The following is a 15,191-nucleotide window of genomic DNA, read 5'->3' as shown; positions in this document are numbered from 1 at the left end:
AGGACATGAGTGAAGAGATCCTGATCAACGTCACCCCCCAGGAGACCCGTGTCGCCCTGGTGGAGAACGGCATGCTGCAGGAAGTCTACATCGAACGCGAGCGCCGCCGCGGGATCGTGGGCAACATCTGCAAGGGCCGCGTCTCGCGGGTGTTGCCGGGCATGGAGGCGGCGTTCGTGGAGGTGGGCCTGGAGCGCACCGCGTTCCTGCATGCCTCCGACGTCTATTCCCTGGCCGGCGACGAGCGCCCCAACGGGGACGTGGCGGAGACCATCAGCCAGTTACTTCAGGAAGGTCAGCAGGTGCTGGTCCAGGTGGTGAAGGACCCATTGGGTACCAAGGGCGCGCGTCTCACCACCCATATCACCGTGCCGTCCCGCTACCTTGTATTCATGCCCGGGGCGCGCAACGTGGGGGTGTCCCAGAAGATCGAGGACGAGGCAGAGCGGCTGCGCCTGCGAGAGATCGTGCACGCGCTGGCGGGCGCCACCGAAGTTGGCGGGTTCATCGTGCGCACCGCGGCGGAAGGCGCGACCGAAGAGGCGCTTCGCGCCGATATGGAATTCCTGCGTCGCCTTTGGGCCTCGATCCAGGAACGCGCGGCCAGCGCCGGACCTGGCACCGTGGTCCACGAGGACCTGCCACTGGCGCTGCGCACCCTGCGCGACCTGGTTGCGGCGGAGGTGGAGAAGGTGCGCATCGACTCGCGCCTCACCTACCAGCGGGCGCTCGAGTTCGCGGGCAAGTTCATCCCCGAGATCGCCGATCGTATCGAATACTATCCGGGCGAGCGTCCGGTGTTCGACCTCTACGGTGTGGAGGACGAGATCCAGAAGTCACTGCAGCGCCGAGTGCAGCTCAAGTCCGGGGGGTATCTGATCATTGACCAGCCGGAGGCGATGACCACCATCGACGTCAATACCGGTGCCTATGTAGGTCATCGCAATTTGGAAGAGACGATATTCAAGACCAACCTGGAGGCGGCGCAGGCCATCGCCCGGCAACTGCGGCTGCGCAACCTGGGGGGCATCATCATCATCGACTTCATCGACATGGCTCTGGAAGACCACCGTAAGCAGGTGTTGCGGGCCCTGGAGAAGAGCTTGGAGCGCGACTACGCGCGCAGTCAGATCTGCGATGTATCGCCTCTGGGTCTGGTGGAGATGACCCGCAAGCGTACCCGGGAGAGCCTGGGCCACGTGCTGTGCGAGTCGTGCCCGGCCTGCGGCGGGCGCGGCAGCCTGAAGACGCCGGAGACCGTTTGCTACGAGATCTTCCGGGAGATTTTGCGCTCCGCGCGCCAGTTCGATGCCGAAAAACTGCTGGTATTGGCGTCCCAGGAGGTGGTGGATCTGCTGCTGGACGAGGAGTCCACCAGCCTTGCGGAGCTGGAGGAGTTCGTGGGCAAGCCGGTGAAGCTCCAGGTCGAGGCCCTGTATACGCAGGAACAGTTCGATGTGGTGCTGATGTAGTGCGCCGTGCGTCCCGGGTATGCCATCCGATGGTCTGGCGTTCCCGATTCCCGCGGTCGGCGCGGTCCGTGGAGCCGCGGAGAAAACCATGGGCATGAAGCATGTGGGACGCGGGCTGTGGTACGCGGTGGCGGCGTTGGTGATCCTGGCCGCCGTCGCCGTGGCCGCGGTCCGCGCCTTGTTGCCGATGACCACCCACTATCAGCGACAGATCGAGGCACTGGCAGGGCGGTATCTCGGGTTGCCGGTGCAGTGCTCGCGAGTGGACGCGCGCTGGTACGGACTGCACCCGGTGCTCCAGCTCCAGAACGTGGTACTGCGCGATCCGCAGCGCGGCGGGGTCCTGCTGCGGGTGCGGGAGGTGCGCCTGGGGGTCAACCTGGGGGCGCTATTGGAGCGGCACTTGGAGCCTGCCACCATCACCCTGGAGGGCGCCACCCTGTCCTTGGTTCGGGATCCGGACGGGCGTATTCATCCCGCGGACGTCCCGCCCGGCGCCAGGTTGGCGCCGGAGCAACTGCTGGCGCGGTTCGCCGCCATTGGCGCGGTTCGCCTCCGGGTCACCGGCAGCGACCTGCTGTGGTGGGACCGGCAGGCGGGTGCCGCGCCGGTGCGGTTCACCCGCGTGGCGGTGTCCCTGGAGCGGAGTGGTCGGGGCTACCTGCTCAGCGGCGCGGCGGATCTGCCCACCTCCTTTGGCCATCAGGTGTCCTTCGTGGCGGAGTCGGATGGCACTGGACCACGCCCTCTGGAGACGGGTGGGCGGTTCTATCTGCGCGGGGTGGGCCTGAACGTCCCGGCCTGGACCCGCGGACGGTCCGTGGCGGGGATCCGTGCGGCGGGCGGCCGCGCCGACCTGGAGGTGTGGGGCGCGTGGGCCGGCGGGCGGCTCGAGTCCCTCGAAGGAAAGGCCCAGCTGCGTGCGCTGCGGCTGCGTGGCGCCGGCGCGCCCGCCTTTGCTGCAGACCAGGCGAGCGGGCGCTTCGCCTTCGGACGCGCGGGCGCCGCGTGGTGGGTGCGCCTCCAGGACTTGGTGGTGCAACGGGATGCCCAGGCGCCGCAGGTCATGAATCTCACCCTGGTGCGGCGTCCCGCGGTGGGGACGGTTGCGCCGCAGTGGGAAGTGCGGGCCGACCGTTTGCGGCTGCGGGAGGTGGCGGCCCTGTTCCAGCTCAGTGACGTTCCCAACGCGGCGCTACGCGCCGCGTTGCAGGCCCTGCATCCCGAGGGTGAGTTGCGGAATCTGACCGCGCGTCTGCAAGACGTCGTTGGACATGGGCCGCGCTACAGCCTGCGCGGGCGTTTCGAAGATCTCTCCAGCGGCGCCTGGGGCCGCTGGCCCGCGGTCGCCGGACTTACCGGCCGGGTGGACGCCGGCCCGGACGGGGTGCAGCTGGACCTGGACAGCCGCGGCGTGCGCGTGGACGCCGCCGAATGGTTTGCCGCGCCACTGACTTTCGACCGGCTGTCCGGGCGGCTCACCCTGACGCGGTCGGGTGCCGCGGGTTGGGTGCTGCAGACCCCGGATCTCGCGCTGGCCAACGCGGACTTGGCGGCCCGTGCACGGCTGTTGCTGGAATGGCCCTCCGGCTCCGGATCTCCAGTGGTGGACCTCCAAGTGAACCTGGAGCGGGGCAGCATGGCGGCGGTGCGCCGCTACCTGCCGATCCACGGCATCCCGCCCCATGGGCGCGCGTGGATGGACCGCGCGCTGGTAAGCGGTGACATCGTCTCCGGGGTCGTGGTGTTGCAGGGTCCGCTGCGCGAGTTTCCGTTCCCGGGCGGCACCGGCACCTTCGAGGCCCGTTTCAACGTCTCCGACGTGATCCTGGACTACGACCGGGACTGGCCGCGCATGGAGGACGTCGAGGCGGAGGTGGTGTTCCGGGGGGATGCCCTGAACGTGCACTTGGTGAGTGCTAAGGTGTTTGATGTGTCGGTGTTGGGGGCCGACGCGCGGATCCCCCGCCTCGGCCGCGGCCAGGTCATCGAGATGCACCTGCGTGCCCAGGGTCCGGCCGCGGATCTGCTGCGTATCCTCCAGGAAAGCCCGGTGCACAAGACCCATGGGGCGTTCCTGGACGGTCTGCAGGCCGGAGGCGCTGCGCGCCTGGACTTCCAGCTCCAGTTCCCGACCGAGGATCCCGAGGCGCGCCGTTACTCGGGTACCGTGGCGTTTTCCGACGGGATGCTGGACGGTGCGGCCTGGGGCCTGAATCTGCAGAACATCAATGGCACCCTGGCATTTTCCGACCACAGTTATCAGGCATCGGGCATCGATGCGATGCTGGATGGGCGTGCCGTGACCATCGGGGTGAGCACCCCCGCCGGGGAGTCCCGCAGCACCGTGCGGGTGGCGGGTGCGGTGGCCGCTACCTCCCTGGCCCAGTGGAGCCCCATGGCGGCCCACTGGTTGAAGGGGACCACTGCCTGGGACGCGGCACTGGTGATTCCCTGGCAACCCACCGGCGCCAAGGTCCCGGAACTGCCCCTGACCTTGCACACGGATCTACACGGCATGGCGGTGGATCTGCCGGCGCCGTTTGGCAAGACCGCGGCGCGCGATCGGGAACTGTGGCTGGAGACCACCGTGCCGCGTCGTCCCGACGCGCCGGTACAGTTGCGCTACGGAAAGGTACTGAGCGGGGTCCTGTCCCGGGAGAGCGGGGTGCCGGAGCCCGGCGAGTGGTGGTTTGCGCGCCTGGACAGCCCGGTGGTGAGCGGCAAAGTGTGGGTGCCGGTGACCTACCCCAAGGGGCCCGCGGTGGTCATGGACCTGGACCGTCTGCAGTTGCCTTCCGCCGCCACTGGGGGCGGTGCGGCCCCGGATCCACGCGGGTTGCCGGCGCTGCGTATCAGCAGTCGGCAGTTCCGCTACGGGGACCAGGAATTGGGGCAGTTGTCGCTGCAGGCGGTGCGGGTGGCGCAAGGCCTGCGGGTGGAACATCTCTCTCTGACGTCCGCGCGGATGCACCTGGAGGGCAGCGGTGAGTGGCTCGACCTGGGCGGGGGGCGCCAGGAGACCCGGTTCGCCGGGGCCCTGACGAGTCCCGATCTGGGGCGTCTTATCGCCGGCTTCGGGTTTGCCGGCAGCGTGCGTGGCGGCAAGACCCAATGCGATATGACGGTGCACTGGCCCGATGGGCCTACGCGAGTGGGGCTCAAGGGACTGCAGGGAACCTTCAAGCTGAAGGTCGACAAAGGGCGGCTTGTGGACGTGAGCCCGGGCGCCGGCCGGGTCTTCGGTCTGCTCAGCCTGCAGGCACTGCCGCGGCGCCTGTCCCTGGATTTCAGCGACCTGTTCAAGAAGGGTTTCAGTTTCGACCACCTCCAGGGGACCTTCAGCCTGCGCAACGCAAATGCGTATACCGACAACCTGACCCTGAAGGGCCCGTCGGCGGATCTGGTGATCACTGGGCGTATCGGCCTGCTGGCCCGGGACTATGATCAGACGGTCACGGTGCTGCCAAATCTGGGGGGAAGCCTGCCCCTTGCCGGGGCTTTGGCGGGGGGGCCGGCGGTGGGAGCGGCGCTGTTCGTTGCCGAGCACATGTTGCGCGGGCCGATCCAGGACATCACCCGCTATCAGTACTCCGTGACCGGGTCCTGGGAGCACCCGGTGGTGACCCGCACCGCTGGGGGATTGGCCGGGTTTTTGGAAGGCTCCCCGGCGCCGCGCCCGGGGATCGCGCCGACACTCGCCATCCCCAAACCGGAACGGCTACCCGCTGCGCCCGTGCGCCCTTAACCCGCATTTCCCAATGGATTTCGTCTCACCGGCGCCGCGGGTGTAGGGAATAGCCCGGCGCGGGCGCGCGCAGCGCTGCCCATGATTGGAGGCCGGTCCTGACTTCCGGCTATGAGGGGGTCGGTGATGCGCGATCGGCTTATGGTATTCTGAGGGCATGATGCGTATCGCAGTCCCGTCGATGTCCGCTGTTTCCGGCACGGCCTGGGAGACCTGACCGGTGTCCAAGCCGCAACGGGTGGCCGCCGTGCAGATGGCCTCGGGTCCCCATGTCCACGCCAACCTCCTGGAAGCCGAGCGGTTGATCGGCCAGGCGGCGGCCGCTGGCGCCGGTTTGGTAGTGCTGCCGGAGAACTTCGCTATCATGGGGATGCAGGAAACCGACAAGGTGGCGGCCTGCGAACCCGAAGGCAGCGGTCCCATACAGGACTTCCTGGCCAACCAGGCGCTGCGCCACGGGATCTGGCTGGTGGGCGGTACCGTGCCGCTGGAGGCCAGCGTCCCTGATAAAGTGCGTGCCGCGTGTCTGGTCTTCGATCTCCGCGGTCGCCGCGTGGCCCGCTACGACAAGCTGCACTTGTTCGATGTCCATCTGGTGGCCAGCGCGGAGCGCTACACGGAGTCCCAGACCATTGAACCTGGGGACCGCGCCGTGGTGCTCGATACCCCCTTCGGGCGGCTCGGGCTGGCGGTGTGTTATGATTTACGGTTCCCGGAGCTGTTTCGTCGCCTGCTGGATGACGGTGCGGAACTGCTTGCGATGCCCTCTGCCTTCACCGCGGTCACTGGCAAGGCGCATTGGGCGACCCTGGTGCGGGCGCGGGCGATCGAGAACCTTTGCTACATGATCGCGGCGGCCCAGGGTGGCTATCATCTGAACGGCCGTGAGACCCACGGCGACACCATGATCGTGGACCCCTGGGGCACGGTCCTGGACCGGCTCACACGGGGCTCGGGCATCGTCTGCGGGGATCTCGACGCGGCGCGGCTGCGCACCACGCGGCGCAATTTTCCGGCCATCGACCATCGGCGCCTGTACTGCGACCTGCCCGATCCGAAACACAGCGAAGACCACCATGCGTAACGCACTGGACATCGCCAAACATCGCATCCTCGATCCCTCAGGGCTCACCGAGTCGGACCTGGATCAGGTGTTCCAGCGCCTGCTGGGCCCGTCGGTGGACAGCGCAGATCTCTATTTCCAGGCCAGCCGCCACGAGTCCTGGTCCCTGGAGGACGGGATCGTCAAGGACGGCAGCCACAGCATCGAGCAGGGCGTCGGGGTGCGGGTGATCAGTGGCGAGAAGACCGGTTTCGCCTACTCCGACGAGATCTTGCTGCCGGCGCTGCTCGAAGCCTCCCAGGCGGCCCGGGCCATAGCCCGCAGTGGCGGCGAGGGCACGCTGCAGGCATGGAACCGGCGCACCGGTCATCAACTCTATGTGCCGCTGGATCCGCTGGACACCCTGTCTGCTGCTGACAAGATAGCGTTGCTGCGCAGCGTGGACGAGGAGGCGCGACGTCAGGATCCACGCGTGCAGGAGGTGATGATCAGTCTGGCGGCGGGTCAGGACGTGATCCTGGTGGCCGCCGCCGATGGTACCTTGGCCGCTGACGTGCGGCCCCTGGTGCGCCTCAATGTGGTCGTGATCGTGGAGCAGAACGGGCGTCGCGAACAGGGCTCCTTCGGGGGCGGCGGGCGTTTCGGTTACCCCTATTTTCAGGAACAGGGGCGCGCCCTGCACTATGCCCGCGAGGCCGTGCGCCAAGCCCTGGTGAACCTGGACGCGGTGGCCGCTCCTGCCGGTACCATGACCGTGGTGCTCGGGCCGGGCTGGCCTGGGGTGCTGCTGCACGAGGCGGTGGGCCATGGTCTGGAGGGCGACTTCAACCGCAAGGGCACCTCCGCGTTTGCCGGACGTATGGGCGAGAAGGTGGCCTCCGCGGGATGCACGGTGGTGGATGACGGAACGCTGGCCCAGCGCCGCGGCTCTCTCAACGTGGACGACGAAGGCACGCCTACCCAGTGCACTGTGCTTATCGAGAACGGCGTGCTCAAGGGGTTCCTGCAGGACAAACTCAATGCCCGGCTGATGAACATGGCGGCCACCGGCAACGGGCGGCGTGAGTCCTACGCGCACCTGCCCATGCCGCGTATGACCAACACCTACATGTTGGCCGGGGAGCATGACCCGGAGGCGATCATCGCGTCCGTGGATCGGGGCCTGTATGCCGTCAACTTCGGTGGCGGCCAGGTGGACATCACCTCCGGCAAGTTCGTGTTCTCCGCCAGCGAGGCGTACCTGATCGAGAACGGCAAGGTGACCCGTCCGGTCAAGGGCGCCACCCTGATCGGCAACGGCCCCGATGTGCTCACCCGGGTCAGCATGGTGGGCAACGATCTGGAGCTGGACGCCGGGATCGGCACTTGCGGCAAGGAAGGCCAGAGTGTCCCGGTAGGCGTCGGGCAGCCGACGCTGCGGGTGGACCAGTTGACCGTGGGTGGGACCCAGGCTTGACGGACTTTGCGGAGGTAACCAGCGGGAGTGCAGATCATGGCCGAGACCACGCAATCGTCCCTGTTCCTGACCGAGCGCGCGTTGCCCAGGGAGCCGGGCGACGGCAACGTTGTGCAGTGGCACGCGTTCCGGCGCCGCGAGGATGCCGAACGTTTCGGCCCCGCAGTGCGGCTCGGCCCTGGCCAACGGTTGGTGGGCGGACACACCCGGGACAGTGTCGGCCCCCTGTGGTGGGTGGGGGTCCAGGTGGACGACCTGTCCCGCTGGGGCAACCGGCAGGCTATCAACAAGCGCGCCGGCTAGGCGTGTGTCCGAGTAATCTGTGAATGGCGCGGCGGGTGGGCGAACGCGGAACGTTTCGGAATCCGTGGGTGAGTCCCGCGGGCCCGCCGCACGCGACCGACCGGGAAGTGGGCCGGTTTGATACGGCCACATTCGCTCCGCGATTCGTCGGGCAGCCCCCTGCACTGCGGTGGTGCCGACCCGTTTGGTGTCACCGACCTTTTCCGATCCGCTGGAGCTGACCCATCCCATGAGTAAGCCGCTGACCAAAGCCGTTGACGCGGTACCGGATCCCTCCGAACTCGAACCCCTGGTGCAGCAGATCCTGGACGAGTCCCGCCGCCAGGGGGCCAGTGCCGCCGAGGCCGGCGTCAGCAGCGAGATCGGCTTGTCGGTGAACGTGCGTCTGGGCGAGGTGGAGACCGTGGAATACCACCGCGACCGCGGGCTCGGGGTCACGGTGTATTTCGGCGCCCGCAAGGGCTCGGCGAGTACCGCGGATCTACGCACCGACACCGTGCGCGACACCGTGCGCGCCGCCTGCGACATCGCCCGGTATACCGCCGAGGACCCGTACGCCGGCCTTGCCGATGCCGCACGCATGGCCCGGGTCATCCCGCAACTGGACCTGGATCATCCCTGGATGCTGAACGCCGATGCCGCCATCGAGCTGACGCTGGCCTGCGAGAACGCGGCACGGGAGCTGGACCCGCGCATTACCAACTCCGAGGGCGCCGGCGTCAATAGCCACCGCGGTATCCGCGTGTATGCCAATACCCACGGCTTTATGGGGGGCTACGCCAGCACCCGTCACAGCCTGAGTTGCGCGGTGATCGCCCAGTCTGAGCAGGGCATGCAGCGCGACTACTGGTACACCGTGGCCCGTGACCGCACCGAGTTGGAGTCCGCGGAGGCGGTGGGCCGCCGCGCCGCGCAACGCACCCTGCACCGCCTCGACGCCAAGCGGCTGAGTACCCGCCAAGCCCCGGTGATCTACGCCGCTGAACTGGCCGGCGGACTGTTGGGCCACTTTTTGAGCGCGATCCGCGGCGGCAACCTCTACCGCAAGGCCTCGTTCCTGGTGGATCACCTGGGCAAGCCGGTGTTCCCGTCCTTCGTACAGATCCAGGAACAGCCCCATCTGCCCAAGGCCCTGGGCAGCGCCCCGTTTGATTCGGAAGGCGTGGAGACCCGTGCCCGTGCGTTGGTGAAGGACGGTGTGCTGCAAGGCTACCTGCTGGACAGCTACGCGGCACGCAAGCTGGGCATGGAGACCACCGGCAACGCCGGCGGCGCCCACAACGTCATTATCCAACCTGGCGACCACGACTTGGATGGGTTGCTGCGCGAGATGGGCACCGGTCTGCTGGTCACCGAACTGATGGGGCACGGCATTAACCTGCTCACGGGTGATTACTCCCGGGGCGCTGCAGGCTATTGGGTGGAGGGGGGCGAACTCCAGTACCCGGTGGAGGAGATCACCGTCGCCGGTAACCTGCGGGACATCTACCGCGGCCTCGCGGCGGTGGGCCGCGATGTCGATCCCCGCGGCAACGTGCGCACCGGTTCCCTGCTCATCGAACGCATGACGATCGCCGGCGAGTAGGGTCGCGGCGCGTCGTCCGTGCGGCGAGCACGGATGAGCTATGGAAGCTACGGCGCGTAGTGTGCGTACGCCCGATGAATCTTGCCTTCGGCGTTGAAATGGAATACCTCCGCGGCAAGTCCTCGGGGCCCGCGGTAGTGCAGGGTAATGCTGTTTACTCCGATCAGGGTCGCGAGCCATTCGAAATGCAGGTCGGGGGCCCGCTCCAGCGCCCTGGCCCAATAGGCGCCGACCTTTTCCTTGCCCGCCAAGGTCCCCGACGGCTCCCCTGCGATGTCGATGATGACGGGTGAGGACATCTCGAAGTCGTCGGTGTAGTGGGAGAGGATCTGCTCCAGGTCATGACGGTTCCAGGCGTCGATCCACTGGGTGGCGAAGCGTTCGGCGAAATTCCTGTCCAGCATGGAGGCCTCGATTCGGGGATTGGGGATGGCGGAACCGGTCCCGATACCTGATCACGGTTTCCCGAAGATCGCCTCTTCGAGACCCCATTTCCCTGCCAGGGTCTCGGTGGCGTTGAGCAACTCTTCGGCGCGCGCCGGGTGGTTGAAACGGCCCTCGGCCAGCCAGCGCAGGGCGGTATCCCGGTCCGGAGCGAGGGCCAGCAGGTGGATCAACTCGCCGGCCTCGGCGCCCACGATCTCCCCGCCCAGCAGGGCGCCGGTGTCCATGTCCGCCAGCAGCCGCACGAACCCTTCGGGATCCCCCTGGGCGAGCGCGCAGGGTGAGGTGTCGAAGGCCGCGAACCCCACCGCCGGTTCGTACTCGCGCTCCTCCGCCTCGTCGTCGTTCATACCCAGTCGCGCCAGTTCCAGGGCGCTGTAGACCACGAACGGTACCCAGCCGTCATCCTTGCGCCGGGTGTTGCCAGTGATCAGATTGTGTACCGCGACGGTGGCATCCGCCAGGGCCTGGTTGGAGGTCATTTCATGCCCGGCGCAATCGCCGATGGCATATACGTTCGGCGCCGCGGTCTGCAGGAATTCATCGCGCTGGATGTAGCCGTGGGCGTCGGTCTCAATCCCGGCGGTGTTCAGGCCCAGGTCCGTGGTGTGGGGCCGGCGCCCGGTGCCTAGCAGGAGCCAGTCCATGGTCATGATCCGGCCGTCCTCCAGGGTTAGATGCACGCCGGCACCGTCAGTGGTGGCGGTGCGCAGCCGTGCACCGGGGTGGGTCTCGATCCCGTAGCGGTCCAGGGCGGTGCCCAGGGCGGAACGCGCCTGGGGTGTAAAGCGAGTCCGGTGCAGCGGTGCGGAGCGCGGCAGCCACACGACTTCCTTCCCCAGCAAGCGCAGGATATAGGCGAATTCGGTGGCGACCACGCCGCTGCCCAGCACGCCTACCCGCTGGCCGGACGGCGGCGGTTCGTCGAACAGCATGTCGGTGTTGAGGATGCGCCCGGGGGTGAGCGTCAGGTCCATGTCTCCGGGCAGGGAGGCGTTGGCGCCAGTAGCGAGAATAATATGGTGGGCGTGCAGTTCCCGTTCGCCGTCCGTCCCGCTTACCTGCACGCGGCCCGGACCCGCGAGCCGTCCGTGGCCCTCGATGGTGCGGATACTCAGGCGTTTCATATAGTCCAGGTAACTGTCCCGTACCGTTCGGACCACTTGGTGCTGGTGGCGCCAAGCACCCGCCAGGTCCGCCTGCAGGGTACCGGACAGACCGCGGTCCGCGAATCCCGCCGACGCTGCTACCAAGCGTGCTGTGTGGTACCAGTCCTTCTTGGGGACGCAGCCGCGGTTGAGGCAGCAGCCGCCCCATACTCCCGCCTCCACGATCGCTACCCGCAGGTCCCGCAGGGTAGCCAACACCGCCGCCCGGTATCCGCCGGGCCCGGAGCCGATGATGACCAGATCAAAGGTTTCGGTCATGGGGAACGGGGCCTCATAGGAGCGGGGACGCGGACGGGTCAGGTCAGGAACAGGGACGCGAGTCCAAGGAAGGAGAAAAACCCCATTACGTCGGTAACAGTGGTCAGCACGACGGTGCCGGCCAGCGCCGGGTCGATGCCGAGCCGGCGTTCCACCAGGGGGATAGCCACTCCCGCCAGCGCCGCGCACAGCAGGTTGATGACCATGGCTGCGGCGATGATGCCCCCCAGGCGCAAGTTATCGAACCATGCCACCACCACCACCGCTACCACTGCCGCCCACAACAGGCCGTTCAGCACCGACACCGCGACCTCCTTGAACAACAGCCAGCGCACGTTGGTTTCCCCCAGTTGCCCGAGGGCCAAGCCGCGGATGACGAGGGTGAGGGTCTGGCTCCCGGCGATGCCACCCATGCTGGCCACGATCGGCATAAGCACCGCGAGCGCGACGACCTGATTGATGGTGTGCTGGAACAGGCCCACGACGGAGGAGGCGAGGAAGGCGGTGAGGAGATTGATCCCCAGCCATAGCGCGCGGCGTCGGGCGGCCGGCAGTACCGGGGAGAAGATGTCATCCTCCTCGCTGAGCCCGGTGAGGCTCATGAGTGAGTGCTCGGCCTCGTCCCGGATTACGTCGACCACGTCGTCGATGGTGATGCGCCCCAGCAGCCGCCCGCTGTCGTCCACCACCGGCGCCGAGACCAGGTCCCGGCGCTCGAACAGGTTGGCGACTTCGCGTTCCGGTGTGGTGGCCGCGATCCCCTCCAGTTCTCCGTCCATGACCTCGGCGACAGTGAGATCGGGGTCTTTGGTGAGCAGTTCGGTGAGTGGCAGCACGCCCAAATAGTGGTCGTGGCGGTTGACCACGATCAGATTATCAGTGAGCGCGGGGATCGCGCCGCGCAGGCGCAGATAACGCAGTACCACGTCCAGGGTGACATCGGCCCGTACCGTGATGGTGTCCGTGTTCATCAGGCCGCCGGCGCTGTCCTCCCGGTAGGAGAGCACCTGTTCCAGGCGCTGGCGGTTCTGCTTGTCCATGGAGCGCAGCACCTGCTGGATCACGGTATTCGGCAGGGTTTGCAGCAGATCCGCCAGGTCGTCCGTGTCGAGGCCCGCAGTGGCGGCTATCAGCTCCCGGGTATCCATGGTGCGGATTAGTCGGGCACGAACCTCCTCGTTGACGTGTACCAGTACGTCACCCTCGTTTTCCTGTGCCACGAGTTCCCAAACGATTTCCCGCTGCGGGCTCGGCATTGATTCCAGCAGGTGCGCAATCTCGGCCGGGTGCAGGTCGTTGACCATGGCCCGAAGCTTACGCAGGGTTCCACTTTCCAACGCCTCAGCCGCGACTTGGAGGATATCTTTTACGTGTTGCTTTTCGGCGGTTTTGGGCATGGGGACACCCACTCGTGCGGTATTGGGTCCGAAGAACGGGGCACCGCCGGACGGCGATGTTTCACGGTGTGACGCGCCGTGTCCGGGAGCACCGGCCAGCGTTAGTGTATCGGGTATCGTGAATCGGGTCTACGGCGCGGCCGATGCCCACTTGTTCAGAGCGGACTGAGTTTACGGAACAGTGCCTCCGCCACATCCGGCCCGCTGGCGTCGAGCAACTGCCTGGAAAGGACCATGAGTTCGCTGGCATCGCTGTTGGTCACGATGCGCTTGACCTCCAGGAGCGAGGCCGGGTGCATGCTGAACTCCGTGAGCCCAAAACCGAGCAACAGGCGGGTGTAGCGCACGTCACCGGCCATCTCACCGCACATCGAGACTGGAATGCCGGCCTCGTGGCCGGCGTGGATCACCGTATGAATGAGTTGCAGCACCGCCGGGTGCAGCGGGTCGTACAGATAGGTTACGTCGTCGTCGATGCGGTCGATGGCCAGGGTGTACTGGATAAGATCGTTGGTGCCGATGGACAGAAAGTCCAGACGCGCGGCAAACAAATGCGCGGCCACCGCGGCCGCCGGGACCTCGATCATGCCGCCGATCTCGAGATCGGGATCGAAGGGTTCGCCTTTGTCGTGCAGCTCGCGCTTGGCTTCCGCGATGAGCTGCAGAGCCTGGGAGATTTCCTGGAGGTTGGACAACATCGGGATCATCATCCGCACTGGACCATGGGCCGAGGCGCGCAAGATGGCACGCAGCTGGGGCCTGAACAGTGTAGGGTCGCGCAGACAGCGGCGGATGGCGCGCAGCCCGAGGGCTGGGTTGGCGCCCGGAACCACGTTTCCGTAGTCCGATTTCAGGGGCTTGTCCGGCGCGAGGTCAATGGTGCGGATCGTGACCGGCGCACCGGAGAGCTCGCGTACCACACGTACATAGGCTTCGAACTGCTCGTCCTCGCCGGGTGGTTCGTCCCGGTTCATGAACAGGAACTCGGTGCGGTACAGTCCCACGCTATCCGCGCCGAGCTTGCGGACTGATTCGGCGTCACCGGGCAGTTCGATGTTGGCCTGTAGCTTGATGACACGCCCATCGCGGGTTATGGCGGGCTTTCCCCGCAACCGGGCGAGGGTGGCATTGTAGCGCTGCTGCTGTTTCTGACGCCGGCGGTAGTGACGCAGCGAAGCCTCGTCGAGATCCGCCAGCACCACGCCGCGGTCGCCGTCCACCACCAGCAGTTCCTCGTCGCGGACGAACTGGCGGATGTGGTGTACACCGACGATAGTGGGGATGCGCAGACTGCGGGCCAGGATGGTGGTGTGGGAGAGCGGCCCGCCGAACTCAGTCACGAAGGCTGCGAGGCCCTGATGATGCATGAGCACGATGTCCGCCGGCGTGAGATCGTCGGCCAGCACGATGCAGCCTTGCAGGCGCTTCTCCCCGGCGCCGTGCTCGCGGCCGTCCTGATCCAGCAAGGTCCGTTGTACCCGGTTGACGACATGATCCACGTCATCCTTGCGGCTGCGCAGATACGGGTCCTCCATTTCATCGAACATGCGCACCAATGCGTCGCGCTGCTGCTTGAGCGCCCACTCAGCGTTGCACAATTGTGTGCGGATCAGATGGGCCGGCACCTCCGCTAGGGCGGAATCGCGCAACATTAGGATGTGAGTGTCGAGGAATGAGGTGATTTCCGTCGATAGACTCCCGGAGATCTGTGCACTGATGGATTCCAGCTCGCGCCGTGTGCTGTCCAGGGCTAGTCGCAGCCGTTGGACCTCAGTATCCACCCGGCGTTTGGGGATGACGTATTCGGGAATATCCAACTGGCCGTGCTGGACGATATGGGCCTTGCCAATGGCAATGCCGCGCGATACTCCAGTGCCTGCGAGGGCCAGACTCATGGTTTCGGCATCCGCGTAAGCCGCAACACTCCTGCCGGACGGATCGTCCGACGGCAGGCCCCGTGTCCGTTCATCCTGCCGCAACACCCCGCCCTGGTGCTCATGTTCGTGGCTGCGGAGCCGGCGGTCCCTACTCTTCTTCGCCGAAGCGGTCCGCCACCAGTTCAGTCAGGTACCGGACCGCATCTTCCTCGTCACTGCCGGAGGCGGTGATGGTGATCGTCATGCCACGGGCGGCCGCGAGCATCATTACCCCCATGATGCTCTTTCCATTTACCTGTTGATTGCCACGTTTCAATTGGACGTCGCTCTCGAACCGGGCGGCGAGGTTGACGAATTTCGCCGCCGCGCGTGCATGCAGGCCCAGCCGGTTTACGATGGGAACTTCTTGTGTAACCACG

11 protein-coding genes are annotated in these 15,191 nt (G+C 66.6%); 6 read left to right on the top strand and 5 right to left on the bottom strand.

Going from position 1 to position 15,191, the window contains the following annotated elements:
* Positions 1-5 precede the first annotated feature (5 nt).
* The 6 genes from B7Z66_01870 to B7Z66_01845 all read left to right on the top strand — a co-directional run bounded on the left by B7Z66_01870 (position 6) and on the right by B7Z66_01845 (position 9,627).
* A complete protein-coding gene (locus tag B7Z66_01870) occupies positions 6-1,472 on the top strand; it encodes a ribonuclease E/G (protein ID OYV78308.1) in 1,467 nt (488 codons plus the stop codon).
* Positions 1,473-1,491: 19 nt separating this feature from the next.
* On the top strand, positions 1,492-5,220 hold the full coding sequence (locus tag B7Z66_01865) for a hypothetical protein (protein OYV78307.1): 3,729 nt from the start codon (positions 1,492-1,494) through the stop codon (positions 5,218-5,220).
* 220 nt (positions 5,221-5,440) lie between these two features.
* Positions 5,441-6,304, top strand: coding sequence for an acyltransferase (locus B7Z66_01860; GenBank protein OYV78306.1), 864 nt, complete (start codon positions 5,441-5,443; stop codon positions 6,302-6,304).
* The gene (locus B7Z66_01855; GenBank protein ID OYV78305.1) at positions 6,297-7,739 is read left to right on the top strand and encodes a metalloprotease TldD; all 1,443 of its coding nucleotides are present in this window, start codon (positions 6,297-6,299) and stop codon (positions 7,737-7,739) included. The genes B7Z66_01860 and B7Z66_01855 overlap by 8 nt, the downstream gene beginning before the upstream one ends.
* A 36-nt stretch (positions 7,740-7,775) precedes the next feature.
* On the top strand, positions 7,776-8,042 hold the full coding sequence (locus B7Z66_01850) for a hypothetical protein (protein ID OYV78304.1): 267 nt from the start codon (positions 7,776-7,778) through the stop codon (positions 8,040-8,042).
* A 229-nt stretch (positions 8,043-8,271) separates the two neighbouring features.
* Positions 8,272-9,627, top strand: coding sequence for a metalloprotease PmbA (locus B7Z66_01845; protein ID OYV78407.1), 1,356 nt, complete (start codon positions 8,272-8,274; stop codon positions 9,625-9,627).
* Between the two features lie 47 nt (positions 9,628-9,674).
* On the opposite strand, the gene B7Z66_01840 is transcribed toward B7Z66_01845, so the two are convergent.
* The 5 genes from B7Z66_01840 to B7Z66_01820 form a co-directional block, all read right to left on the bottom strand.
* Entirely contained in the window at positions 9,675-10,031 is a 357-nt protein-coding gene (locus B7Z66_01840; protein OYV78303.1) for a polyketide cyclase, read from the bottom strand.
* Positions 10,032-10,082: 51 nt separating this feature from the next.
* A complete protein-coding gene (locus tag B7Z66_01835; protein ID OYV78302.1) occupies positions 10,083-11,498 on the bottom strand; it encodes a pyridine nucleotide-disulfide oxidoreductase in 1,416 nt (471 codons plus the stop codon).
* A gap of 38 nt (positions 11,499-11,536) precedes the next feature.
* Positions 11,537-12,895 carry a magnesium transporter gene (locus B7Z66_01830; GenBank protein OYV78301.1) on the bottom strand — a complete coding sequence of 453 codons (1,359 nt, stop codon included), beginning with the start codon at positions 12,893-12,895 and terminating at the stop codon, positions 11,537-11,539.
* A 155-nt stretch (positions 12,896-13,050) separates the two neighbouring features.
* Positions 13,051-14,790 carry a phosphoenolpyruvate--protein phosphotransferase gene (locus B7Z66_01825; protein OYV78300.1) on the bottom strand — a complete coding sequence of 580 codons (1,740 nt, stop codon included), beginning with the start codon at positions 14,788-14,790 and terminating at the stop codon, positions 13,051-13,053.
* Positions 14,791-14,920: 130 nt separating this feature from the next.
* Complete coding sequence (locus B7Z66_01820; protein ID OYV78299.1) at positions 14,921-15,190, bottom strand: phosphocarrier protein HPr; 270 nt, start codon at positions 15,188-15,190, stop codon at positions 14,921-14,923.
* Position 15,191: the final 1 nt, after the last annotated feature.

The organism is Chromatiales bacterium 21-64-14, assembly GCA_002255365.1.
In the GTDB taxonomy this organism is placed as follows: Bacteria; Pseudomonadota; Gammaproteobacteria; order 21-64-14; family 21-64-14; genus 21-64-14.
This window is presented reverse-complemented; position numbering and strand designations above follow the sequence as displayed.